This window comes from Gordonia malaquae NBRC 108250, from assembly GCF_000344135.1.
In the GTDB taxonomy this organism is placed as follows: Bacteria; Actinomycetota; Actinomycetes; order Mycobacteriales; family Mycobacteriaceae; genus Gordonia; species Gordonia malaquae.
Genome location: NZ_BAOP01000003.1, coordinates 255,055 through 278,202 on the forward strand (window position 1 = coordinate 255,055; position 23,148 = coordinate 278,202).

The 23,148-nt window shown below is 66.8% G+C and carries 21 protein-coding genes; 8 read left to right on the plus strand and 13 right to left on the minus strand.

Annotation, left to right across the window (positions count from 1 at the left end; all coding sequences use genetic code 11):
• The first annotated feature begins 17 nt into the window (after window positions 1-17).
• Genes GM1_RS03165 through GM1_RS03180 form a run of 4 tightly spaced genes read left to right on the plus strand, consistent with a single transcriptional unit; the run spans window position 18 to window position 3,301 of the window.
• Window positions 18-869, plus strand: coding sequence for an META domain-containing protein (locus GM1_RS03165; protein ID WP_052005296.1), 852 nt, complete (start codon window positions 18-20; stop codon window positions 867-869).
• A 27-nt stretch (window positions 870-896) separates the two neighbouring features.
• Window positions 897-1,733, plus strand: coding sequence for a polyphosphate kinase 2 (gene ppk2, locus GM1_RS03170; protein ID WP_008376568.1), 837 nt, complete (start codon window positions 897-899; stop codon window positions 1,731-1,733).
• Between the two features lie 4 nt (window positions 1,734-1,737).
• A complete protein-coding gene (locus GM1_RS03175; RefSeq protein ID WP_008376570.1) occupies window positions 1,738-2,991 on the plus strand; it encodes a polysaccharide pyruvyl transferase family protein in 1,254 nt (417 codons plus the stop codon).
• 13 nt (window positions 2,992-3,004) lie between these two features.
• Window positions 3,005-3,301, plus strand: coding sequence for a DUF503 domain-containing protein (locus GM1_RS03180; RefSeq protein ID WP_008376572.1), 297 nt, complete (start codon window positions 3,005-3,007; stop codon window positions 3,299-3,301).
• 3 nt (window positions 3,302-3,304) lie between these two features.
• Here GM1_RS03180 and GM1_RS03185 read toward each other — a convergent pair whose 3' ends face one another.
• The 3 genes from GM1_RS03185 to GM1_RS03195 all read right to left on the minus strand — a co-directional run bounded on the left by GM1_RS03185 (window position 3,305) and on the right by GM1_RS03195 (window position 7,526).
• Window positions 3,305-4,672: an MFS transporter gene (locus GM1_RS03185; protein ID WP_008376574.1), complete on the minus strand. Its 1,368-nt coding sequence runs from the start codon at window positions 4,670-4,672 to the stop codon at window positions 3,305-3,307.
• A gap of 68 nt (window positions 4,673-4,740) precedes the next feature.
• Window positions 4,741-5,088, minus strand: coding sequence for a VOC family protein (locus tag GM1_RS03190; protein WP_008376576.1), 348 nt, complete (start codon window positions 5,086-5,088; stop codon window positions 4,741-4,743).
• 38 nt (window positions 5,089-5,126) lie between these two features.
• On the minus strand, window positions 5,127-7,526 hold the full coding sequence (locus GM1_RS03195; protein WP_008376578.1) for a Tex family protein: 2,400 nt from the start codon (window positions 7,524-7,526) through the stop codon (window positions 5,127-5,129).
• 65 nt (window positions 7,527-7,591) lie between these two features.
• Between GM1_RS03195 and GM1_RS03200 the strand changes: the two genes are divergently transcribed.
• Entirely contained in the window at window positions 7,592-8,779 is a 1,188-nt protein-coding gene (locus tag GM1_RS03200) for a CaiB/BaiF CoA transferase family protein (RefSeq protein ID WP_040519411.1), read from the plus strand.
• On the opposite strand, the gene GM1_RS03205 is transcribed toward GM1_RS03200, so the two are convergent.
• Window positions 8,725-9,984 (minus strand): MFS transporter, encoded by a 1,260-nt coding sequence (locus GM1_RS03205; RefSeq protein WP_008376581.1) that lies wholly within the window; start codon window positions 9,982-9,984, stop codon window positions 8,725-8,727. The two genes, GM1_RS03200 and GM1_RS03205, sit on opposite strands and share 55 nt — an antisense overlap.
• Window positions 9,985-10,102: 118 nt before the next feature.
• Between GM1_RS03205 and GM1_RS03210 the strand changes: the two genes are divergently transcribed.
• Window positions 10,103-11,122, plus strand: a complete 1,020-nt coding sequence (locus tag GM1_RS03210) for a zinc-dependent alcohol dehydrogenase family protein (RefSeq protein WP_008376583.1) — start codon at window positions 10,103-10,105, stop codon at window positions 11,120-11,122.
• Here the strand turns inward: GM1_RS03210 and GM1_RS03215 are convergent.
• Both GM1_RS03215 and GM1_RS03220 read right to left on the minus strand, forming a co-directional pair.
• On the minus strand, window positions 11,100-11,924 hold the full coding sequence (locus tag GM1_RS03215; protein WP_008376585.1) for an ABC transporter ATP-binding protein: 825 nt from the start codon (window positions 11,922-11,924) through the stop codon (window positions 11,100-11,102). The two genes, GM1_RS03210 and GM1_RS03215, sit on opposite strands and share 23 nt — an antisense overlap.
• Window positions 11,921-12,592 (minus strand): FadR/GntR family transcriptional regulator, encoded by a 672-nt coding sequence (locus GM1_RS03220; RefSeq protein ID WP_040519357.1) that lies wholly within the window; start codon window positions 12,590-12,592, stop codon window positions 11,921-11,923. The genes GM1_RS03215 and GM1_RS03220 overlap by 4 nt, the downstream gene beginning before the upstream one ends.
• A 158-nt stretch (window positions 12,593-12,750) precedes the next feature.
• Here GM1_RS03220 and GM1_RS03225 point away from each other — a divergent pair, with 158 nt between their 5' ends.
• Window positions 12,751-14,340 carry a 2-isopropylmalate synthase gene (locus tag GM1_RS03225; RefSeq protein ID WP_008376588.1) on the plus strand — a complete coding sequence of 530 codons (1,590 nt, stop codon included), beginning with the start codon at window positions 12,751-12,753 and terminating at the stop codon, window positions 14,338-14,340.
• Here GM1_RS03225 and GM1_RS03230 read toward each other — a convergent pair.
• Entirely contained in the window at window positions 14,310-14,789 is a 480-nt protein-coding gene (locus GM1_RS03230; protein ID WP_040519416.1) for a MarR family winged helix-turn-helix transcriptional regulator, read from the minus strand. The genes GM1_RS03225 and GM1_RS03230 overlap by 31 nt on opposite strands.
• A gap of 127 nt (window positions 14,790-14,916) precedes the next feature.
• On the opposite strand from GM1_RS03230, the gene GM1_RS03235 reads away from it, so the two are divergent.
• Entirely contained in the window at window positions 14,917-16,371 is a 1,455-nt protein-coding gene (locus GM1_RS03235; RefSeq protein WP_008376590.1) for an MFS transporter, read from the plus strand.
• 386 nt (window positions 16,372-16,757) lie between these two features.
• Here GM1_RS03235 and GM1_RS03240 read toward each other — a convergent pair whose 3' ends face one another.
• The 6 genes from GM1_RS03240 to GM1_RS03265 all read right to left on the minus strand — a co-directional run bounded on the left by GM1_RS03240 (window position 16,758) and on the right by GM1_RS03265 (window position 23,105).
• Complete coding sequence (locus tag GM1_RS03240; RefSeq protein WP_008376591.1) at window positions 16,758-17,738, minus strand: glutathione S-transferase family protein; 981 nt, start codon at window positions 17,736-17,738, stop codon at window positions 16,758-16,760.
• A 2-nt stretch (window positions 17,739-17,740) separates the two neighbouring features.
• The gene (locus GM1_RS03245) at window positions 17,741-18,445 is read right to left on the minus strand and encodes a hypothetical protein (protein WP_008376592.1); all 705 of its coding nucleotides are present in this window, start codon (window positions 18,443-18,445) and stop codon (window positions 17,741-17,743) included.
• A 74-nt stretch (window positions 18,446-18,519) separates the two neighbouring features.
• Window positions 18,520-19,014 (minus strand): M15 family metallopeptidase, encoded by a 495-nt coding sequence (locus GM1_RS03250; protein WP_040519359.1) that lies wholly within the window; start codon window positions 19,012-19,014, stop codon window positions 18,520-18,522.
• Window positions 19,015-19,058: 44 nt separating this feature from the next.
• The gene (locus tag GM1_RS03255) at window positions 19,059-19,952 is read right to left on the minus strand and encodes a crotonase/enoyl-CoA hydratase family protein (RefSeq protein WP_008376594.1); all 894 of its coding nucleotides are present in this window, start codon (window positions 19,950-19,952) and stop codon (window positions 19,059-19,061) included.
• 9 nt (window positions 19,953-19,961) lie between these two features.
• Window positions 19,962-22,094 (minus strand): RNA polymerase recycling motor ATPase HelR, encoded by a 2,133-nt coding sequence (helR, locus tag GM1_RS03260; RefSeq protein ID WP_008376595.1) that lies wholly within the window; start codon window positions 22,092-22,094, stop codon window positions 19,962-19,964.
• A gap of 96 nt (window positions 22,095-22,190) precedes the next feature.
• Entirely contained in the window at window positions 22,191-23,105 is a 915-nt protein-coding gene (locus GM1_RS03265) for a LysR family transcriptional regulator (RefSeq protein ID WP_052005284.1), read from the minus strand.
• Window positions 23,106-23,148: the final 43 nt, after the last annotated feature.

Sequence of the window (23,148 nt, forward strand, 5' to 3'; positions counted from 1 at the left end):
GCACTACCGTTGCCCTCATGGAACACCGACACGACCGCGGCCCCATCCGCTGGACCCGGCTCATCCCTCTGATCGCAGCCGTCGGCGCGGCGGCGCTCGGGATCACTTCGTGCGGTTCGGACACCTCGTCCTCCGCGTCCTGGACCCCGGACCCTGCGGCACTCGACGGCAAGACCTACGTGTCGGACGACGCCACGAACCAGGTGGTGCCGGGCAACGGACCACTCACCGTGTCGTTCGGCGCCAAGGGCCAGATCAGCGTGAACGGCGGGTGCAACGGCCACGGCGGAACAGCCGCGTTCGACGGCGGCACGATCACCGTCAGCGGCCTCGTCGGCACGATGATGGCCTGCCCACCACCACGCGACAAGGTCGACGGCTGGATCAACACCCTGTTCGAGTCCCCGGTCACGTGGCGACTGGACGGTCGAACCCTGACGTTGAAGGGCGACGATGTCACTCTCACCCTCAACGAACGCGTGACGCGTGCCGTCGCGGGGACCACGTGGACGGTCAAGGCGTTGGTCCGGAACGAAGCCGTCGAGAGCTCGGCGGTCATCGAGAGGGTCAAGCCGACCGTGCGGATCGGCGCCGACGGATCGTTCACCGGTTTCGCGGGCTGCAACCAGATGCACGGCGACGCGACGGTCGTCGGCTCCGGGAGCGAGCAGAAGGTCACCTTCGGCCCGATCGCGACGACCCGCAAGATGTGCCCACCGGAGGTGATGGACGTCGAGCAGGCGGTGACCGCGGCACTCGACGGCGAGGTCACAGCGGTGGTGGACGGTGACGAACTGCGACTGACGAACGTCAAGAACCCGACGATCGGACTTCGACTCACCGCGGCACCGGCGACTGCGGGCAACTGAGCGCAGCCGACCTCTAAGATCGTCCGCATGGCGAAGAATCCGGCACCTGCCGCGGAAACCAAACTCCCCAAGGACGTGTACGAAGCCGAACTGTTCCGGCTGCAGACAGAGCTCGTCGCGCTGCAGGAGTGGGTGCGAGCTACCGGTGCGCGTGTCGTCGTGATCTTCGAAGGCCGAGACGCCGCAGGCAAGGGCGGCGCAATCAAGCGCATCACCGAGTACCTCAGCCCTCGCATCTGCCGCGTCGAGGCACTGCCCGCCCCGACCGACCGCGAGCGTGGTCAGTGGTACTACCAGCGATATGTCGAGAAGCTCCCCACCAAAGGTGAGATCGTCCTGCTCGACCGCTCCTGGTACAACCGGGCAGGTGTCGAGAAGGTCATGGGCTTCTGCACACCGGAGGAGCACACCCGTTTCCTGCGACAGACGCCGATCTTCGAGCAGATGCTGATCGACGACGGAATCCTGCTGCGGAAGTATTGGTTCTCGGTGTCCGACGACGAGCAGTTGCGTCGATTCCGCGCACGCCGTGACGACCCGGTCCGCCAGTGGAAACTCAGCCCGATGGACCTCGAGTCGGTGTACCGGTGGGAGGACTACTCTCGCGCCAAAGACGAGATGATGGTCCACACCGACACGTTGACCAGCCCTTGGTTCGTCGTCGAGTCGGACCACAAGAAGAACGCGCGAATCAACATGATCTCGCACCTGCTGTCGACGATTCCGTTCACGCACATCGAGACCGAACGCGTGAAGCTGCCGAAGAAGCCGATCGCCACCGGCAATTATCACCGTCCGCCGCGCTCGCTCTCGAAGTTCGTTCCCGATCACGTCGCGACGCTTCTCGGCGACCGCGAGAACTGACACGATGGCGCTTCCCTCCGTCACCGAGGTCGCCCAGCGAACCCGGTCGGTGCGCTTCAAGGTGCGCTCACGTGTCGATTCGGCAGACCTGATCTACCTGGTCACCACGGCAGGCTTCCCGAACTTCGGCGACGAGTTGATCACCGAGGCCTGGCTGCGGCACATCGCCGTCCGCAGGCCGATGGCGCGGGTCGTCGTCGACTCACCTCGTCCCGGTCAAGCATCGCTGCTGCTCCGACACGCCAATCGACGCGCGGTGTTCGTCGACACACTGTGGGAGCTGGTTCATCACGCGCTGTCCCCGGACGCCCACGACGTCGATCCCGACGCGCCGTGGGAGTGGGTCGCCGACACTGCGAGCAGGCTCGGCGCGTCACCCCGCAACGACGCCGGGATCGACATGCTGCTCCGGGCGGGAACGATCCATCTGGTGGGCGGCGGATTCGTCAACGCCGTGTGGCCGCATCACGGAGCCCTCCTGTCCGCGATGGCCGCCGTCGCTGAGAAGACCGGGGCGCGGACCGTTGCGACGGGCGCCGGTTTCACTCCGGCGATCGATGGAGCTGCGGGTGCCGCGATGCTCGCCGCCGCCTCCCGCTTCGACGTCCTCGACGTCCGTGACGCACCGACCGAGACGCTGCTCGCCGGCGCCCCCGGCCTGTCGCGGACGGGAGACGACGCCTGGCTCTCCCCCATACTCACTCGTCCTCGCACACCGGCCGGCGCCGGCGTCGTGCTGTGCGCTCAGAGCGATCTCACGGACACGTTCTCCTGGGACGGGCGGACGGGAACCGATGCCCTCGCGTCGTTCATCCGGGCCACCCTGGACGCCTGGGAGGTGCCGGGCCGAGACGTGACCGTCGTCGAGTGCATCCCGGGCCACGACTACACCATCCCGACGATGCTCGCCGATCGTCTCGAGGGCGCGGCGGTGATCCCGTTCCGGAACCTGTGGCGCGACGGGCTGCCCGTCAACCGCGGCACCTGGCTGTCGACGAGGTACCACCCGCACATGATCGCCGCCGCGGCGGGCGATTCGGGGGTCGCGATCTCGGCGAGCACGGACTACTACGCCACCAAGCATCAGGCTTTGGTCGATGCAGGGTCGGCATGGACCGTGGTGTCCGGTGGCGTCGACCTGCAGACTCCGGCGCGCCCCACCGCAGGCGGGTACACGCCGGAGGCGGTGCAGGAGAACGTCAGGCGGAAGAAGTCGCTCGCCGACAGCCTCTATCCGATCGGTGTCCGTATCAGGTAGAGTCGGCGCTTCTATGTGGATCGGTACTCTTGAATTCGATTTCCTTCTCGGTGACGTGCACTCCCTCAAGGAGAAGCGTTCAGTCGTCCGGCCGATCATCGCCGAGATCCGCCGCAAATACTCCGTCTCGGTCGCCGAGACGGATCATCTCGACCTTCACCGCCGAGCCGGTGTCGGAGTCGCCGTCGTCAACTCCGACATCGCACACCTGACCGATGTTCTGGACACCCTCGAACGTCACGGCGCTTCCCGACCAGACGTGACGCTCTTGTCCGTCCGTCGACGCGTCGTCGACACCGACGAACTGTAGACGTCACACGTGGGCCGGGTCGCCGGTCTCCTCCGCGGCGTCGTCGGTCGTCGACGCGTATTCGGCTGACACGCTCCGATACACGGGTGTCGCGAAGGCGATCGCCGCGGCGAGGACCGTGATCGCGCCTGCGATCAGGAAGACCAGGGCGATGCCTCGCCCCGGCCCGGTGCCGAGCAACGGCGCGAGGGCGGCGGCGCCGTCGCCCTCGGCCCACGGGATCACGACGGCTTCGGCGATCGGTGCGATCAGGAACGCCGTCACCGGGGCGGCCGCGGCCTCGAAGGCGCCTGCGAACCCGAACACGCGTCCCTGCTGCTGCAACGGGACCACCCGCTGGATCACCGTCTGTTCGGCCGCCTCGACTGCGGGCATCGTCGCCATGAAGAACCAGGCGGCGATGATGCAGAGAACTGGAGACGCCCGGAACGAGATGGCCGCGCCGATCACTCCGGTGATCATGACGGCGATCAGCATCGTCCGCATCGGGTTGGCGCCAAGACCGAAGCGTCCGATGAGTGCGCCGCCGACCATGAACCCGGTGGCGCTGATCGCGAACACCACACCCCACATCTGCACGGAGAAGAGTTCGAGTCCGTACGGATCGAACAACGCCATGTGGACACCGCCCACGAAGTTGTTGAACGTCGAGAAGATGATCAACGCGAAAAGGCCCGGGACAGCGTGCACCGCGCGCAGAGAGCCGCGCAGATCGTACGCACCGGCAGCGTCGGAGGCGACGACGTGCTCCTCCTCGGGCATCGTCAGGAACAGCAGATGGACATACCCGACCGCGACGAACACGATCGAGATGACGACCGTCGGTCCCATGCCGAGGAAACCGACTGCCAGACCCGAGAACACACTGGTCACCATGAACGAGAGGCCCTGAACAGTCCCGACCCAGCCGTTCGCCTTATCGCGGCGGTCGGCGTCGACGAGGATGGTGACCGTCGTCGACAACGCCACCGATCTCATGTTCTCGATCACCGCGCCGACCAGCACGAGAATCGCGAAGACCCACAGCCACGGCGAGGTGAGTGACACATCCGTCGAGTCGGGCATCGCCACGTACGCGAGCCCGGCGAGCAGAAACATCACCAAAGTGAACAGCGCCGACACGCGCATCACGATCAGCTTTCGGAAACGATCCACGATCGTGCCGAACCCGATGCTCGCCATCGCGATGATCAACATGTACCCGCCGCCGATCACACCGGTGGCGATCACGTTGCGGGTCTCGAGGTACATCCAGAACGTCAACGCGAACCACAGGAAGCTCGTGGTCACATTGGCGATCGCCGTGTTCAGCAGAATGTTCGCAAACGTCCGATCGCGCTCTTTCACCGAGCGTACGACTGAATTACTCATAGCTGCTCCAGGCTAGTAGCCGACGTATCCGCCGACCAACCGAATTTCGACAGCCCGGCCTCAGAGCGTCAGCCGTGTTCGGCGACGCAGAACTCGTTGCCCTCCGGGTCGGCGAGGGTGGTCCAGGTGAAGCCGGGCATCGACCGCTCCCCGACGACAGTCGCGCCCGCCGACACGAGTCCGGCGACAGCAGCGGCCATGTCGTCGACCCCGAAGTCGAGGTGCAGACGATTTCCGCCTGCCGGGGCGTCCACCTTCTGGAACGCAAGGCCCGGACGGCCCTCGCCGAGCGAGACGAAGACGAACCAGCCGTCGTTCTCGTCGACGATTCGACCGTCGAACGCGCTCGCCCACCACTGCGCGAGACCGAGTGCGTCCGTTGTGTTGAACGTGATGTTGAGGAGAGAGTTCTTCATGGTCCGGACACTACCGCCGGGGTCCGACAATCCGTCCCTCAGCGACCGAATCCCGCGTCCCGCAGTGCCTGTGCCATCGAACCGCTCGCATCACGCTGACCGCCGCCGCGCTGACCGCCGTTCCGCTGACCTCCGCCCTTCTGAGCGCCGCCGTTCCGCTGACCACGATTCTGTCCGCCGCGACCGGCCCCGGGATTGTTCTGCTCACCGCGTGGCCGGCCTCCGCGGCCGTCAGCTCGGGCTCCCTTGTCGCCCGGCTCGTCGTTGAGACGCAACGACAGCCCGATGCGCTGCCGATCGACGTCGACCTCCATGACCTTCACACGGACCACCTGGCCGGACCGGACCACATCGTGCGGATCGGAGACGAACTTGTCCGACATCGCCGACACGTGGACCAGGCCGTCCTGGTGAACGCCGACGTCGATGAACGCACCGAATGCGGCGACGTTGGTGACGACACCCTCCAGGACCATGCCGGGCCGCAGATCCGACACCTTCTCCACTCCGCTGGCGAACGTCGCGGTCTCGAAGGCCGGGCGCGGGTCACGACCGGGCTTCTCCAGTTCCGCGATGATGTCGGTGACGGTCGGGACGCCGAACCGCTCGTCGGCGAACGACTCCGGCTTGAGGGCGCGCAGCGTGCGGGTGTCGCCGATGATCTCGTCGAGCGGACGACCGGCCCCGTCGAGGATCTTGTGGACCACCGGGTACGACTCCGGGTGCACGCCGGACGCGTCGAGCGGATCGACGCCGCCGCGGATGCGAAGGAAGCCTGCGCACTGCTCGAACGCCTTCGGCCCGAGGCGCGGAACGTCGAGCAGCGACTTCCGGCTCGCGAATGCACCCACCTGATCACGATGGGCGACGATCGCGGTCGCCAGACCCGGCGTGACACCCGACACCCGCGCGAGGAGCGGCGCCGAGGCGGTGTTCAGGTCGACTCCGACCGCGTTCACCGCGTCTTCGACGACAGCGTCCAGGCTCCGAGCGAGCGTGGCCGGTGCGACATCGTGCTGGTACTGACCGACGCCGATGGATTTGGGATCGATCTTCACCAGTTCGGCGAGCGGGTCCTGCAGGCGCCGAGCGATCGAGACAGCCCCTCGAATCGAGACATCCAGCTGTGGCAGTTCCTGCGACGCATACTCCGACGCCGAGTACACCGACGCGCCTGCCTCGCTGACCACGGCTTTCGCGGGCGCCTTGCCGCCGCCCGCGGTGATCTCGGCGATGAGTTCGGCGGCGAGGGCGTCGGTCTCGCGCGACGCGGTGCCGTTGCCGATGGCGATCAGTTCGACGTCGTGCCGGAGGACGAGCGCCGCGAGTTCGGCCTTCGCTCGGTCCCACTGTTTCTGCGGCTGGTGCGGAAACACCGCCGTGGTGTCCACGACCTTGCCGGTGGCGTCGACGACGGCGACCTTGACTCCGGTGCGGAAGCCCGGGTCGAGGCCGAGTGTTGCGCGGGTGCCCGCGGGCGCGGCGAGCAGCAGGTCCTTCAGATTGGTCGCGAAGACCGCAACGGCCTCCTCCTCTGCGCGCTGTCGCAGCCGCATGCGGGCTTCGATGGTCGCGGTGATCATCAGCTTGGTGCGCCACGCCCACCGCACGGTGCCCGCAAGCCAGGTGGTGGCTCCGCCGGGCGTCGAGAGGTCGACGCCGAGTGTCTGTGCGACGAGGGCCTGGTAGGCCTCGTCCTCGCCGCCGTCGAACGTCAACGACAGCGCCTCCTCCTTCTCACCGCGCAGCATGGCGAGCACTCGGTGCGACGGCATGTCGTCGAGTGATTCGGAGAAGTCGAAGTAGTCGCGGAACTTCTGCGCGGCGGGGGTCGCTTCTGCACCCGTGCGGACCTCGGTTCGCAGGCGGCCCTCCGACCAGAATCGCGTGCGGACGGCGCCGACGAGTTCGGCGTCCTCGGACGCTCGCTCGATGAGGATGTGCCGCGCACCGTCGAGTGCTGCCGCGACATCGGCGACGTCGTCGGTGAGGTACGCCGCGGCCGCCTCATCCGGAATGAGCGAAGGATCGGCCAGCAGTGCGTCGGCGAGCGGTTCGAGCCCCGCCTCACGGGCGATCTGCGCCTTGGTCCGGCGCTTCTGCTTGTAGGGCAGATAGATGTCCTCGACACGCGCCTTCGTGTCGGCGGCGAGCAGTTGTGCTCGAAGCACGTCGGTCATCTTGCCCTGCTCCTCGATCGAGGCTATGACGGCAGAGCGCCGTTCATCCAGTTCACGCAGGTAACGGAGACGTTCGTCGAGCAGTCGGAGCTGCGCGTCGTCCAGGCTCCCGGTCACTTCCTTGCGGTAGCGGGCGATGAAGGGAACGGTCGAACCATCGTCCAACAACGCGACGGCGGCGGCCACGCGCCCCTCGGCTACGCCGAGCTCACGGGCGATTCGGGCGTTCACGGACTCGACGGGCACAGTGTTGCTCACCCGGAGCAGGCTACCGAAGGCGTCCTCGACCCGGCGAACCCGCAGGAACCGTTAACGTGGGCGGCATGTCGGAACTCCCACTCGAGGGCATCACCGTGGTCTCGCTGGAGCAAGCGGTCGCCGCTCCCCTCGCGACGCGTCATCTCGCCGACCTGGGCGCCCGCGTGATCAAGATCGAACGTGTCGGTGAGGGCGACTTCGCACGCAACTACGACACGGCTGTCGACGGCCTGGCGAGTCACTTCGTGTGGCTCAATCGAGGCAAGGAGTCGATCGCCGTCGACCTCAAGTCGGACGCGGGTCTGGCGATCGCCCGGGAACTCGTCGCCCGCGCCGATGTCTTCGTTCAGAACTCGGCGCCGGGAGCGGCGGCGCGGCTCGGCCTCGACCCCGCCGAGCTCGCGACTGCCGATCCCGCCCTGATCACCGCGAGCATCAGCGGATACGGCACATCAGGTCCGTACCGCGACCGGAAGGCGTACGACCTGCTCATCCAAGCCGAGACCGGACTGGTGTCGCTGACCGGCAGTCCTGCCGAACCCGCGAAGACCGGGGTGCCCGCATCCGACATCGCGGCGGGTCTCTACCTCGCGCAGTCGATTCTCGCCGCCTTGTTCCGGCGATCCAGAACCGGCCGAGGCGGTGTCGTCGACGTCTCGATGTTCGACGCGACGGCCGAGTGGATCGGGCACCCGATGTACATCCAGATGCACACCGGACGACAGACGCAGCGGCACGGGCTGGGGCACGCGGCGATCGTCCCGTACGACTCGTTCCCGACGGCGGACGGTCGACTCCTGATCGGGGTGCAGAACGATCGCGGATGGCAGACGTTGATGAACGGCGTGTTCGGCCGTCCCGACGTCGCTGATGATCCCCGCTTCGTCACCAACACCGACCGCGTGGCCCACCGAGTGGAGTGCGATTCCGCGGTGGCTGCCGAGACCATCCGCTTCGCGGGAGCCGACCTCGCGGCGCGGCTCGAGGCCGCGGGCGTTCCGTCAGCCGTCGTCAATGATGTCGCCGGGCTGGTGAATCATCCGCAGCTCGCCGAACGCGACCGCTGGCGCACGATCGGCACTCCCGTCGGGGCGGTCCAAGCGCTGCTGCCTCCGATGGGCTTCGGCGACGTCGAACTCGCGATGGGCGACGTGCCCGCTCTCGGACAGCACACGCGCGCACTGCTCCACGAACTCGGCTATCCCGCCGCGCTGTCCGCGGAGTGGATCTCCTCCGGCGTCGTCGGCGTCTGATCGGCTCTCGCCGCCGGGCCGAACCGCCGAACCAGAACGACGACGGCGACGATCATGCTCGCCTGGACCAACGCGCCGCCGATCAGGGGCGCACGGGGGCCGAGCCATTCAGCGAGGAGCCCGAGGAGTGGCGAACCGATCGGCGTACCGCCCATCAGGACCGTTATGTAGAGGGCCATCACCCGACCCCGGACCTGCGGGTCGACGCTCGTCTGCACGTACATGTTGGTGGACGTGAGCGTGATCAATGCGGACAAGCCGACGAGCGGCAGGCTGATCGCGTACAGGAGGTACGTGGGCGCAGCCCCCGACAGTCCGATGAGCAGCGCGAACACCAGCGACGAGATCACGACGAACTTCAGACTCGGCGCGGCCTTCCGACGGGCCGCGAGCAACGCGCCGAGCAGCGATCCGATGCCGAGGACGGAACCGAGCACTCCATAGGTCTGGGCTCCAAGCCCGAACTCGTTGCGGACCATCAGGGCGTTGGTCATCTGAAAGTTCATGCCGAAGGTGCCGACCGCAAAACCGACCCCCAACGCGATCAGCAGGTCGGCACGTCGGGCGACGTATCTGAAGCCCTCCCGGACCTGGCCTTTCGCTCGTGGAATGGGTTCACTTCGGACAAGTTTCGATTCATCGAGGACCACAAGCGCCAGCAGGAACGCGATGTAGCTGACGCCGTTGGTGAGGATCGCCCACCCGCTGCCGAAGGCTGCGATGACGAGTCCGGCGATCCCCGGTCCGATGAGGCGCGCCGCGTTGAACGCGGAACTGTTGAGGCCGATCGCGTTGGTGAGCCGGTCCGCGCCTACCATCTCGGAGACGAACGCCTGCCGCGCCGGGACGTCGAGCGCAGAGCCGATGCCGAACACGAACGCCAACACGTACACGTGCACGGTGGTCGCGTCCCCGGCGACGGCGAGCGCCCCCAGGATCAGGGCGGAGACCGCCATCCACGACTGGGTGGCCATGAGCAGCCTGCGCTTGTCGAAGCGGTCGGCGAGGAGACCTCCGACGGGCGACAGCAGCAGAGCCGGCAGGAACTGCAGCGCAGTCGTGATGCCGACAGCGACCGCCGAGCCGTTCGAGAGTTGAAGGACCAGCCAGTCCTGCGCGACGCGCTGGACCCACGTCCCGATGTTCGACACGAACGCTCCGCTGACATAGGTCCGGAAATTGGGTACGGAGAGGGAGGCGAACATCGTCGAACTCCCGCGTCTCACGCCTGCACTCTCCTCATGGTCCGAGTTGGTGCAACCTCGCCCGCGGGCAATCTATTCCCGCGGGCGGCAAGCCCGCGATGTCACTAGGCTGGAGTCCATGCGCGGAGTGATCATGAATGCCCCCGGCCAGGTGTCCGTCGTCGACCGACCCGATCCGGTGATCGTCGAACCGACGGACGCGATCATCAAAGTCGCGGCGACCTGCATCTGCGGTTCAGACCTGTGGCCGTATCGCGGCGCCAACGACGTGCACGACGCACCGATGGGCCACGAGTACGTCGGCTACGTCGAAGAGGTCGGCTCGGCGGTCACCACGGTGAAACCGGGCGACTTCGTGGTCGGCTCCTTCATGGCGTCGGACAACACGTGCGAGATCTGTCAGGCCGGCTATCAGTCCAGGTGCGTGCAGGTCCACGGTATGGGCGGCATCGGGACACAGTCCGAGTACGCGCGGATCCCGCTCGCCGACGGCACGCTCGTGGCCACCGCCGAGGCCCCGGACACCGACCTCATCCCCGCGTATCTCGCAGCGTCCGACGTGCTGGGCACCGGATGGTTCGCGGCAGTGGCGGCCGGCGTGAGACCAGGTTCGACCGTGGCCGTGGTCGGCGACGGCGCCGTCGGCCTGCTCGGTGTGCTCGCAGCGCGGGAGCTCGGCGCGGAGCGGATCATCGCCATGAGCCGCCACGCCGATCGTCAGGAGCTCGCTCGCCAGTTCGGCGCGACAGACATCGTCGCCGAGCGAGGGCGCGACGGAGTCTCGGCGATCAAGGAACTCACCAACGGGCTCGGTGCGCACTCGGTGATCGAGGCGGTCGGCACGCAGGAGTCGATGATGCAGGCGATCCGATCGACCCGACCCGGCGGCCACGTCGGCTACGTCGGCGTCTCCCACGGCGTGGAGCTGCCCGGAGACAAACTGTTCTACTCCACTGTTCATCTGCACGGCGGCCCGGCTCCGGTCCGCCGTTTCCTGCCCGACCTGCTGGACCGCATCGCACGACGCACCATCGATCCGGGCAAGGTGTTCGACCTGACGCTTCCGCTGGAGCAGGCGGCCGAAGGTTACCGTGCGATGGATCAGCGAACCGCGATCAAGGTGCTTCTCGAGCCCTGACTGCACGCGCGGACCAGCGGCCTGCGTCGTGGCCGACCGTGATCGGATGCTCGAACGCCCGGCTGATGATCTCACTGGTCACGACGTCGTTCACGCTGCCGGAGGCCACCTGAGCGCCGTGCGCGATCACCAGCGCATGGCTCGTCGACTCGGGCAGCTCCTCCAGATGATGGGTCACCAGGATCGACGCGACGTTCGGCGCTGTGACAGCCAATCCGTCGATCGTCTCGAGCAGTTGTTCGCGCGCGGCGACGTCCAGCCCGGTCGTGGGCTCATCCAGCAGCAGCAGCTCCGGATCGCTTGCGAGCGCACGCGCCACCAGCGCTCTGCCGCGTTCGCCCTGCGACATCGTCGGCCACGTGCTCGTGCGCCGATCACCGAGTCCGACGTCATCGATCAGCGCGTGAGCGTGGTCGATCTGCTCGGCGGTGGGCGTCCATCGCATCGGCGTGTCGATGGTTCCGGTGATCCCCGTGAGCACCACGTCGACGACACTCAACGGCGAACGCAACGAATGACGCGGGTTCACGTGGCCGATGTGTCGGCGGAGTTCCTGCATGTCGACGCGACCCAGGCGCTTGCCGAGGACATCGACAGTCCCGGTCGTCGGGTGGGTCTGCGCTGCGCAGAACCCGACGATCGTGGTCTTGCCCGCACCGTTCGGACCGAGCAGCGCCCAATGCTCCCCCGCACGGACCGTCAGGTCGATGCCGTGCAGGATCTCCCTGCCGTCCCGGCGGAACGTGACCTGGGAGAGCACGAGAACGTCGTCTGCCTTCGTGTCGGGGACTGCTGAGGTCATGACAGGGCCTCCTTCAAGGCGGTCAGGTGGTCTCGGCTGGCGCGGGCGGCGTCGTGGCCCCGACGGTCGGCGACGGCGTCGGCGAGGTCGGAGTGCGCGGCATGGTCGGCGTCCGAGCCGAAGCGGCCCACCATCGCCAGCATGTCGATCATCGCCTCCCTCATGCGGGGCGTCGACAGGTCGTACAAGTCGGTCAAGACGGGGTTCCCGGCTGCCACGACGACGGCACGGTGGAATGCCAGATCGGCGTCGACATGCGCGGCAGCGTCGTGAACGGCGACGGCGCGCGCAGCAAGGGCTCTGCGGATCTCCCTCATCTGCGCCGGAGTACGGCGTTCCGCTGCGAGCGCGGCCGCCTCCGCCTCGATCGCGACACGCGCTTCGATCACCGCGACGATCGACGCGCGGCGCATGACCTCAGCTCGGTCCTCGGCAGCGTCGAGTGCCGCAACAAACACTCCGGAGCCCTGCCTGCTGATGAGGACACCTCGGCCGGCCAGTTGCCTGATCGCCTCTCGGACCGTGGATCGCCCGACTCCCAGTTGACCCGCGAGAGTGTTTTCACCAGGGAGTTTCGCTCCGAGTGCCCACTCCCCACCACGGACTCGATCCAGGAGAAGCGCGGCCGCCTGGTCGGCCAACGGCGTTCTCGTCACCCTTTGCGTCACAAAAGCACCTCTACTTGTCTGACAACTTCTGCTACATTCTAGCCATGCGTTCGAGCCTTCTCCTCCTTCTCTGCCACGGCGAGTCCTGATCCCAGACCGGCGACTCTCCGTGGGATGCACTCGCCGGTCTGAGGGTCTCGAGGAAGAAAGCTCACACAATGAATCGCCAGCAACCGTCCCCCATGCCGTCCCACCGTTATCGCGACGTCTTCGCCCGCGTCGACGTTCCTCTCGTCGACCGGATCTGGCCGTCGAATCGCATCACCGAGGCGCCCCTGTGGGTTCCGGTCGATCTCCGCGACGGCAATCAAGCACTGCCCGAACCGATGGATCCGGCGCGCAAGCGGGAGTTCTTCGAGTTGATGGTCTCCATCGGCTACAAGGAGATCGAGGTCGGATACCCGTCTGCGTCGGCCACCGACTTCGACTTCGTCCGGCTGCTCGCCGACCGGCGACTGATTCCCGACGACGTGACGATCGTCGTCTTCACACCTGCACGCCGCGATCTGATCGAGCGGACGATGCAGTCCGTCGCCGGCATCACGACAGACGTCGTGATCCACATGTACACCGCCACCGCACCGGTGTGGCGCGATGTGGTCCTGCAGCGCGACGTGGACGACCTGAAGCGGCTGATCACGAGCGGCGGCGAGGACGTGCTGGAGTTCGCCGGCGACGCCGACAACGTCCGCTTCGAGTTCTCCCCCGAAGTGTTCAACGTGACCGAACCCGACGTGGTGCTCGACATCTGCGACACGATGACCACGCTGTGGGATGCGAGTCCCGACCGGCCCGTGATTCTGAATCTCCCGGCGACCGTCGAGATCGCCACGCCGAACGTGTACGCCGACCAGATCGAATACATGCACCACAACCTGGGCCGTCGCGAGTCGGTGATCCTGTCTGTGCATCCGCACAACGACCGTGGCACCGGCGTCGCATGCGCCGAACTCGCGGTGCTGGCGGGCGCCCAACGGGTGGAGGGCTGCATCTTCGGCAACGGCGAACGGACCGGCAACGTCGACATAGCCACCCTGGCCCTCAACCTGCACGCACAAGGCGTGGACCCGATGATCGACTTCTCCGACATCGACCGCATCCGGCGCGTGGTCGAGCGCGCGAACGGCATCGAGATCCATCCGCGCCACCCGTACGTCGGCGACCTGGTGCACACGGCGTTCAGCGGCACCCACCAGGACGCGATCCGAAAGGGTTTCGTGGCGCACAGTCGCGACGCCGCCCGACGAGGCGTGGCCGAATCCGACGCACCGTGGGCAGTGCCGTATCTGCCCATCGACCCCGCGGACATCGGCCGCTCATACGACGCGGTGATCCGCGTGAACTCGCAGTCCGGCAAGGGCGGGATCGGATATCTCATCGAGTCGGCCGCAGGTCTGACCCTGCCTCGTCGCCTCGAGATCGATTTCGCCGCCGCCGTGCAGCGGCATACCGACGGGTCGGGCGCGGAGGTGACCGCCTCCGAGCTGTGGACGCTGTTTCTCGCGACCTACGCGCGGGCCACCGACGCCGACGGCAGATCCGTCAGCGTCGTCGAACGGCACATCAGGACCGCGACCGTCGACGGCCAAACCCTCAACGTCGTACTCGTCGAGTGGACGGCGGGTGCCGGCGCTCGATGGGCGATGGGCGTCGGCGACACCGTGGAATCGGCAGCGACGTCAGCGACCGCCGCAGCCGAGGTGATGGCGCGCGAGCATCAGCCGTCGGACGCCAGCCTGCGGTCGTAGGCGTCGTTGAACGCCTTCAGCTGAGCGAGCAGACCCTCCGGTGTGCCCGGTGCGAGGTCGGAGAACACTCGGTCGAGTCGCTGCGCGCGGAGGAGACCGTCGTGCTCGAACGCCCGGCGCCCTTCCTCTGTGGGCCGATGCAATCGACTGACCTGACCTTCGACCTCGTACCGTTCGACGTAGCCGCGTTTGATCGCGGCGTTCACCTGGCGGTTCACCGTCGACTGTTCGAGCTCGAGCGCATCAGTCAGTTCGCGGAGCGTACGCCCAGGCCCCTCGTTCAGCTGCCAGAGAATGCTGAACGCGGAGCCGTCCAGAATCGCGCCGTTGTGCTCGTCGGACCTCCGCTTGCGCATGCGCAGGAGTTCCTCCACAAGGCCGCGGTACACCGGCAACGACCAGATCGAGTCGTCATCCTCCGACAACACGCATGCCCCCTCGTCGGCCATCTCCACCTCGTTCTCCACGAATGTCGCAGCCGAGTATGCCACATGCCCGATTTTGAACGTGCATCATGCATATGTACCATGCATAGTCTAATCGATGTATCCCTCAGATCCACGGAGAAGGACACCCATGTCACTCGACACCGCACCTGACGAGTCGCCGGAGCAGACCCGCTCGGCACTCGTCGTCGTCGCAGTGCTCTGCTTCGGCGGGCTCGTGGCGTCACTCATGCAGACGCTGATCATCCCGATCCAGCCCGAACTTCCGACTTTGCTGAGCACAAGCATCGGCAACGCCTCATGGATCATCACGGCGACGCTGCTGGCGGCAGCCGTCGCGATGCCGATCGCTGGCCGCCTCGGCGACATGTTCGGCAAGCAGCGAGTGCTCCTCGCGAGTGCGATCCTCCTGATCGTCGGCTCACTGATCTGCGCGTTGTCGACCTCGTTGGTCCCGATGATCGCCGGACGCGCCGTGCAGGGCCTCGCCATGGGCTTCGTCCCCGTCGGCATCAGCCTGATGCGTGAGGTCACTCCCCCGCGACTCACCGCTGTGGCGGTGTCGGCGATGAGCGCGACGCTCGGCGTCGGCGGAGCGATCGGACTCCCGCTGTCGGCGTGGATCGCGCAGGACCTCGACTGGCACGCCCTGTTCTGGGTCGCCGCGGGCCTCGCCGTGGTCGTTGCGCTCCTCGTCCAGTTCGTCGTCCCGCACATCGACGACGCCATCGGCGGCCGCTTCGACGGCATCGGGGCGATCGGCCTGACGATCGGTCTCTCGAGCGCGCTCGTCGCCGTCTCGAAGGGCAACGACTGGGGATGGGGCTCGGGCAAGACCCTCGCATTCCTGCTCGGCGGCATCGCTGTCCTGCTCGTCTGGGGCGCTTTTGAACTGCGTCAGTCCAATCCGCTCGTCGACCTGCGGACCACCGCCCGACCGGCCGTGCTCCTGACGAACCTGGCCGCGATCGCAGTCGGCTTCGGCATGATGGCCCAAGCAGTTGTGATGCCGATGCTGATGGAACTCCCCGAAGCCGCGGGCGGCATGGGGCAGTCGATCCTGCATGCCGGCCTGTGGATGGCTCCCGGCGGCCTGATGATGCTGGTGTTCGCGCCGGTGTCGGCGTCGATGATGAACAAGTTCGGCGCCAAGGTGACGCTTGCGGTCGGCGCGACCGTCCTCGGCGTCGGCTACCTCTGCGCATACTTCCTGATGGACGCGCCGTGGCAGCTGGCGGTCGCCTCCGTGATCGGCTCGGCGGGTGTCGGCATCGGCTACGCCGCCATGCCGACCCTGATCATGGGCGCCGTCCCGATGTCCGAGATGGGCGCGGCCGTCGGCCTCAACGGGCTCATGCGCTCCATCGGCACCACCCTGTCGTCCGCCGTGATGGCCGTGGTCCTGACGAGTTCGACGTTCACGCTGGGCGTCAAGGAGGTCCCGACGAACGACGCGTTCAAGTGGTGCTTCCTGATCGGTGCGATCGCAGCGTTCGTCGGCGTCGCCATCACCCTAGCCATCCCAGCCGTCAAGAAGCTCCACAAGGAAGACGACGTCGCTGTGAAGGACGAAGCGCTCGTCTGACGCCGTCGCGGCATTCACTGACGAACGCTGCACTTCTCGACACAGATCGACGCTTCATTGACAAACGCGGCCTTCCTGAAGGCCGCGTTTGTCGCTGAAGGTCGCGGCGGTGTGGGCCGGCTTTCTGTGTGACATGTCAGCTCCTTTCGTGGAGCGCTTCCTCAAAGGACGCTAGGACGACGGCAGGTGCCAGAGCAGGCGCACATTCGCACGTTCCCTCTTGTCAAAGCGCCTTTGAGCCGATCACGAAGCGCGCGCGTTCAGGCCACCGCGACCCTCGCTGACAAACGCGGCCTTCAGGAAGGCCGCGTTTGTCGTTGAAGCGTCGGTTTGCGTCGAGGAGCGCAGCGTTTGTCGTCGAACGCCGCGTTAGGCAGTTGAAGCGGCTAGACCAGCGGGGCCGGAGCGGTGCCGCGGCCGAAGGGCGAACCGCCGAGCGCTTCGCGACCGTGCGGCTCGGCCCAGTTCGCGAGATCGGGGCCCTTCGGCACGATGCCGGAGGGATTGATGTCGCGATGCACCTCGTAGTAGTGCGACTTGATGTGGTCGAAGTTCGTCGAGTCGCCGAAGCCCGGTGTCTGGAACAGGTCTCGCGCGTAGGCCCACAGCACCGGCATCTCCGACAGCTTCTCGCGGTTGCATTTGAAATGGCCGTGGTACACCGGATCGAACCGGGCGAGCGTGGTGAAGAGACGGACGTCGGCCTCGGTGATGGTGTCGCCGACGAGGTAGCGCTGAATCTTCAGCCGATCGCTGAGCCAGTCCAGCCGGGAGAACAGCTGATCGTAGGCGGCGTCATACGACTCCTGCGAACCCGCGAAGCCGCACCGGTAGACGCCGTTGTTGACGTCGCGGTACACGAGCTTGTTCACGTCGTCGATCTCGACCCGGAGATCCTCGGGGTACAGGTCCGGCGCTCCCGCCCGGTGGAAGTCGGACCACTCGAGCGAGAAGTCGATGGTGATCTGCGGAAAGTTGTTCGTGACGACAGCTCCTGACGGAACGTCGACGATCGCGGGCACCGTGATGCCCTTCTCGTAGCCGGGGACACGGGCGAAGTAGGCGTCCTGCAGCCGCGGGATCTGCAGCACCGGATCAAGGTGTCCCGGATCGAGGTCGAACGTCCACGACCGACTGTCGTGCGTCGGTCCACACACGCCCATGCTGATCGCATCCTCCAGGCCGAGGAGACGGCGGACGATGATCGTGCGATTCGCCCACGGGCAGGCGTACGAGACGACAAGACGGTAGCGACCGGCCTCGACCGGGTACCCGTCGGCACCGTCCCGGGTGATGCGGGTCTCGATGTAGCGGGTGTCGCGCTCGTACGGCTGGTTCGCCTCGACGTACGTGCCCTGATCTGCCATTCCTATGCCATCCCTTCGAATGCTCGGCCGAGTTCGACGTCGACGTCGATGAGTCGCGCCTTCTGAACCTCGGGCTTGTCGACTTCGTCGGCGACGAAGCGCGCGATCACACGCCGGATCTCGTCGTCGACCTGCGCCAGATAGCGGATGATCGATCCGCGGATGTTGTGCGACGCGACATCGACGAACACATCTCGCGGGTGTGGCGTCTCCACCTCGATGCGCAGTTGCAGTGGTTCGGCGCACCGGACGGCAAGCGGCAACGTGACCAGACCGTCGACGTCGTACCGGATGCGGTCGACCTTCAGATCGATGACCAGTCCGATGGAGAGCGGGAGCTTCACGGTGAAGGTGATCGTGTCGGCCACCTGTCGCGTGATCTCCGGCTCGTCGATCTTCACGTTGGCTTGGACTTTCACCACACCGCCGGGGCCCGCGGCGATCGGGCCCACCTGGAACTCTTCTCCGGCGATCGCGGTGAACGCGGCTCCGATGCGCGCTTCTGTCACCGCCACCTCGAAGAAGCGTCGCCCGAACTGCTCGTACGTCAGGTATGCACGGCCGTCATCCGTGGTCTCGACAGGAGTGCTCACCTGGACGACCTCACTGACATTCCCCCCTGACCGGTCACCGGCAGAAGCGGCGTCGACGTTGTCGACGAGGCTCTGATCCGGCGTCACTTCTTCGGAAACCACGTTCTCGGACACGGTTACATCGTGCCGCATCAGCGAGTGAATCGCCTACCTCGCGTTGTCGCTCGAATGGGCCACTCGCAGCCCCGTCAGCGTCGACTCGCGTCCGGAACGCGAGGTCCGCACCGCGCTCCCGGCATGGTGGTGAGCTCAAAATGCCACCACTCGTTGTCGAACGTTCGGCACAGTCCGTACCGGAACCCGTACCGTTCGAGCCACGCCGCTCCCCGACGCGCCCCCACATCGATCGCGTGACCAGTCACGTGTGTTGATCGCGACGGCGGAAGCACCCACCGGCTCGCTTCTGCGGCGCTGCCGTAGCGGCGGACGCCGTCGCGCCACATCCGGGTCTGCTCGGCCCACGAACGCTTGCCGGACGTGATGTGCATCCCGACCCCGGCCCGCTGGGCGTCCGATCGTGCGACGGTGTAGGCGATCGCGAGCTGCGGCGTCAATCCGGCAGTGTCCGGCGCGAGCCGGACGCCCAGGACCTTCGCGGCCGGTGCGGCCGCTGCCGTCGCCGGCAGCGCCGCCCCCAGTCCGATGAGCACCGCCACGGCTACGAGGATCCGAGATGTCATCATCAATCGAGGGTACCCACGGCTCGGCCGACCGGAGAAGACCCCGGTCAGGTGTGCGACGTCGCGTCGTCGCCGGTCCATTCGGCGTAGAACGGCGGCATCTGCGACGCGCGTGACGTGAAGGCGGGCGAGCGCTTCTCCACGAACGCGCGAACGCCCTCGCCGCCGTCCGCGATGCTCGTGTAGAACATCGCGAGGGAATCCACGCGGTGCGCGTCCACCGGGTCCGGTGCCGCGGAATTGCGGAGCATCATCTGGCGAATGAACGCGACCGACACCGGCGAACGCCCCTTGGTCCACGCATCGGCGAGGGCTCGCGCTTGGGGAAGCAGGTCATCGGGTTCGTGCACACTCTGCACCAGTCCGACGTCCTTAGCCGCCGTCGCATCGAGGATGTCCGCGCGATACACGAGGTCGAGCGCCGCGGGCATCCCCACGATGCGCGGCAGAAACCATGTCGAACACGCTTCCGGCACGATGCCGAGCCTGCCGAACACGAACCCGATGCGGCCCTTCGTCGACACCAGTCGCGCGTCCATGGGGAGCGTCATCGTCGCACCGATCCCCACGGCGGCGCCGTTGATCGCCGCGATGACGGGCTTTCGGCAGGCGTGAATCGCGAGGGTCACGCGACCGCCGGTGTCCCGGATCTGCTCAAGCGACGGATCGTCGAGGTCGACCATGTCCTCGAGCATCGGCGTGGCCGACTCGTCGAGACCGAACACGTTTCCGTCGCTCGCCAGGTCCATGCCCGCGCAGAACGCCCGACCGTCGCCGGTCACGATCACCGCACGCACCGAGTCGTCGGTGTTCACCGACGTGAACGTGTACTCGAGTTCGTTCGCCATCTCGACGGTGAACGCGTTCAGGTTGTCCGGGCGGCTCAGATGAACAGTGAGGACGCCGTCCTCGAGGTCGTGCCTGATCGTCGTGAATTCCATGAGTGGACCCTATCGAAGGACGACCAGTTCGCGGGTCGAGCGCGTCATGGCGACATACCTGTCGACGGCGCCTGCGATCTCGTCGCCGAACTGCTCAGGACGCACGAGGACGACGAGGTCGAATTCGAGTCCCTTCGCGGTGACCGGTGTCAACGTTCGGACGCGCGGGTCGACGACGGCGGTGCTTGCGCCGATGACACACACCGTGCCGTTGTCGTCGGCGAGCCACGCCGTGACGATGGTGTCCAGATCTGCCGCGGCGCCGAATCTGACCGGTTCTCCCGACGTCCGGACGGCTGACGGAACACTCGCGTCGGGCAGGGCGGCCGTGATCGCCGGTCCGGCGACCGCCATGATCTCCTCGGGAGTCCGATAGTTGACTGTCAAGGTGCGCGTCGTGATCTCACCCAACGCGGCACGAGTAAGTCCGACGCGTTGGAGGCGGTCCGCCCACGATTCGGTGAATCCGTCACGTGCCTGCGCGCGGTCCCCGACGATCGTCATGCTGCCCGAGGGACACCGGGCGATCAGCATCTGCCATTGGGCGTCGGACAGTTCCTGCGCCTCGTCGACGACGATGTGCGCAAACGGCCCGGCCAACGCATCCGGTTCGGCGCGGTACAGGTCGGCGTCGTCGACGATCGCCCCCGCGATGTCCTCCGCGCGGAGCATGGTCACCAGACTCCCTGCGTCGTCAGCCGCGTCGATGAGGTCGTCGACGACGCTGTCCATCACCCGTCGGCGTTCAGCGCTCTCTGATCTCGCTGCAGCCGCTCGGCGAGCGGCGCCCGAGTCGCCGAGGCGGCGGGCCGCGGTGTCGAGCAACGGGACATCGGAGACCGTCCAGGCCGTCGGGTTCTCGCGTTGCAGAAGGTCGACCTCACTCGGTGTGAGTCCGGGTGAGCATCTGCGCAGGTAGGCCGGCACGCTCCACAGATCCGACACCAGATCCTCGGGTTCGATGAGCGGCCACACACGGCTGATCGCACGATGCAGATCCGAGTTCCGGGACAGCTCGGCCCGTACAACGGTCGGATCGAGGTCATCGTCGATCGTGTCGATGAGGATGTCGAGCACGGCTGCCCAGAGGTCTCCGCGGGCCTCGTTGTGCGGGGTTCCCGGGGGAACGGCGGCGATCGCTTCGGCCCAGTCGGCGGGGCTCAGCCAGAAGTCGCCGTAGTCGGTGTCGATGTCGGTTCCGTCGCGTGGCGGCTCTTCGTAGAACGTCACGGCGGGTTCGATCGCAGCGACCATTGCGACCGTTCCTTTGAGCGCGGCGACGCCTGGATCGGTCTCGACGGGAAATCGATCACCGCCGTCGACGGTCTCGGCGAGTGTGCACGCGGCGACGCCTTCCTCGCCGAGGCTCGGCAACACGTCGGAGATGTACGCGAGGTACGGGCGGTGCGGTCCGACGATCAGGATCCGCCCCCGGCCGCCCTGCATGCGGGGATCGGAGTACAGCAGGTAGGCGGCGCGGTGAAGCGCGACGACAGTCTTTCCGGTGCCGGGCCCGCCGTCCACGAGGAGCACTCCGCGCGACGATGCTCGGATCGCCGCGTCCTGGTCGGCTGCGATGGTGCCGAGAACGGATTGCATCGTGGATGACCGGCTCGCACCGAGGCTCGCGATGAACGCAGACTGAGCGTCGAGCGCCGCGGATGCGGTGTCGTCGCCGGTGAATCTCTCGTCCCAGTAGTCGACGATCGCGCCGGACGCCCATCGATAGTGGCGCCGATTGGCGAGTCCTCGAGGATCTGCGAGGGTTGCGGCAAAGAAGGGCGCGGCGTCGGGTGTGCGCCAGTCGAGCAGGAGTGTCGTGCCGTCCGTGTCACTCAGGCCGATCCGGCCGATGTAGACGGGTTCGCCGTCGAGCGGGTCGATGCGCCCGAGCACCACGTCGGCGCCGAGCCGCGACAACGTCCTCAGCCGGGTCTCGAGCCTGCGGATCTCCAGGTCCCGTTCCACACCGGCGCCGCCGCGCAGGTCGGTGACACGGCGCGCCGCAGCCAAGTCGTCGGTTGTTCGGGCGGTCTGCTCCACGATCCGGGCGGCGACCCTCGTCAGGTGAGCGATGTCGGCGTCGATGAGGCCGGGGGCGGCCTTGGCGGCGGTGGACAGTCGGAAAACAGTGCTGGTCACAGAGTCCTCTCGTCGGTGAGTGGACCATTGTGCACCCGCCCCTGGGCCTTGCGGCAAGCCCACTTACACAGGTTATGGTGGAAGGGGAAAGACCAGTCAGCGCACTGTGGTCGCGAGCAGCTCGGCCAGCGCCGCGAGTTGGGGCGCCGCAGCATCCGCCCGCCACAGGAGTCCAAGACGGCTCGTCCCCTCCAGCCCGCGCACCGGAATGAACCGGACGTCCGACCTCTGGTTGTACTCGATGTACGCCCGGCAGACGAGCATCGCGTGGTCGCCGGTCGCGGCCAGCACGAGCCCCTGTTGCATGCTTGTCACACCGGTCGTCGACACGATCGGAAGCCCGTCGGGTGTGACGATCGGGGTGTGCACCATCTTCCAGTGCTCGGGCGCGTCGCCGTCACGGTGCAGCATGTCCAGACACGCCAGTTCTTCGACGTCGATCTCGTCTCGATCCGCGAAGGCGTGTCCGCGCCCGACGGCCACCAACCGGTCCTGCGCCGGAAACTCGAATCCGACGACGAGTCGATCGTCCTCGGAGGGAAGCTCGACGATCGCTCCGTCCACGTCACCGGCGAGCAGCGCGGTGAACGGTGACCCGAGCGGCAGATCAACGCTGTGCACTCGCACTCCGTGGGTCGTGCGGAGTTCGAGAAACGCCGCCGTCACCTGCTCGTACACCATTCCACTGAACCCGATCCGGAGCTCCTCGAGAGCTCCGCGCATCGCTCGGTCGCGGGCACGCTGGAATGTGGTCAACAGCCCCGCGTACGCGGGTGTCACCTCGTCGACGAACTGCTCCCCGATTCGAGTGAGAGCCACCCGCCTGCTTGTCCGTTCGACGAGTCGAGCCCCGACCCGATGCTCGAGTTGAGCGATCAACTGGCTCACACGCGACTGTGAGTAGCCCAGCCGCTCAGCGGTGCGACCGAAGTGGAGCTCGTCGGCGAGCGTGATCAGGCACTCGATCTGCTGCACGTTCACCTGGTGCATCGTCGGCTGACGAGAGGTCATATCAATCACTCTAAGTGATCGATCGGTGAGAGAGTCGCCGTTG

What these genes read in the sequence shown, in the direction of transcription:
- GM1_RS03210 (WP_008376583.1), top strand. Translation starts at nt 10,103, where the DNA reads ATGCGCGGAGTGATCATGAATGCCCCCGGCCAGGTGTCCGTCGTCGAC.
- GM1_RS03240 (WP_008376591.1), bottom strand. Translation starts at nt 17,738, where the DNA reads ATGGCAGATCAGGGCACGTACGTCGAGGCGAACCAGCCGTACGAGCGC.
- GM1_RS03185 (WP_008376574.1), bottom strand. Translation starts at nt 4,672, where the DNA reads ATGAGTAATTCAGTCGTACGCTCGGTGAAAGAGCGCGATCGGACGTTT.
- GM1_RS03225 (WP_008376588.1), top strand. Translation starts at nt 12,751, where the DNA reads ATGAATCGCCAGCAACCGTCCCCCATGCCGTCCCACCGTTATCGCGAC.
- ppk2 (WP_008376568.1), top strand. Translation starts at nt 897, where the DNA reads ATGGCGAAGAATCCGGCACCTGCCGCGGAAACCAAACTCCCCAAGGAC.
- GM1_RS03255 (WP_008376594.1), bottom strand. Translation starts at nt 19,952, where the DNA reads ATGGAATTCACGACGATCAGGCACGACCTCGAGGACGGCGTCCTCACT.
- GM1_RS03190 (WP_008376576.1), bottom strand. Translation starts at nt 5,088, where the DNA reads ATGAAGAACTCTCTCCTCAACATCACGTTCAACACAACGGACGCACTC.
- GM1_RS03215 (WP_008376585.1), bottom strand. Translation starts at nt 11,924, where the DNA reads ATGACCTCAGCAGTCCCCGACACGAAGGCAGACGACGTTCTCGTGCTC.
- GM1_RS03165 (WP_052005296.1), top strand. Translation starts at nt 18, where the DNA reads ATGGAACACCGACACGACCGCGGCCCCATCCGCTGGACCCGGCTCATC.
- GM1_RS03265 (WP_052005284.1), bottom strand. Translation starts at nt 23,105, where the DNA reads ATGACCTCTCGTCAGCCGACGATGCACCAGGTGAACGTGCAGCAGATC.
- GM1_RS03175 (WP_008376570.1), top strand. Translation starts at nt 1,738, where the DNA reads ATGGCGCTTCCCTCCGTCACCGAGGTCGCCCAGCGAACCCGGTCGGTG.
- GM1_RS03205 (WP_008376581.1), bottom strand. Translation starts at nt 9,984, where the DNA reads ATGTTCGCCTCCCTCTCCGTACCCAATTTCCGGACCTATGTCAGCGGA.
- GM1_RS03235 (WP_008376590.1), top strand. Translation starts at nt 14,917, where the DNA reads ATGTCACTCGACACCGCACCTGACGAGTCGCCGGAGCAGACCCGCTCG.
- GM1_RS03230 (WP_040519416.1), bottom strand. Translation starts at nt 14,789, where the DNA reads ATGGCCGACGAGGGGGCATGCGTGTTGTCGGAGGATGACGACTCGATC.
- GM1_RS03200 (WP_040519411.1), top strand. Translation starts at nt 7,592, where the DNA reads ATGTCGGAACTCCCACTCGAGGGCATCACCGTGGTCTCGCTGGAGCAA.
- GM1_RS03180 (WP_008376572.1), top strand. Translation starts at nt 3,005, where the DNA reads ATGTGGATCGGTACTCTTGAATTCGATTTCCTTCTCGGTGACGTGCAC.
- GM1_RS03250 (WP_040519359.1), bottom strand. Translation starts at nt 19,014, where the DNA reads ATGATGACATCTCGGATCCTCGTAGCCGTGGCGGTGCTCATCGGACTG.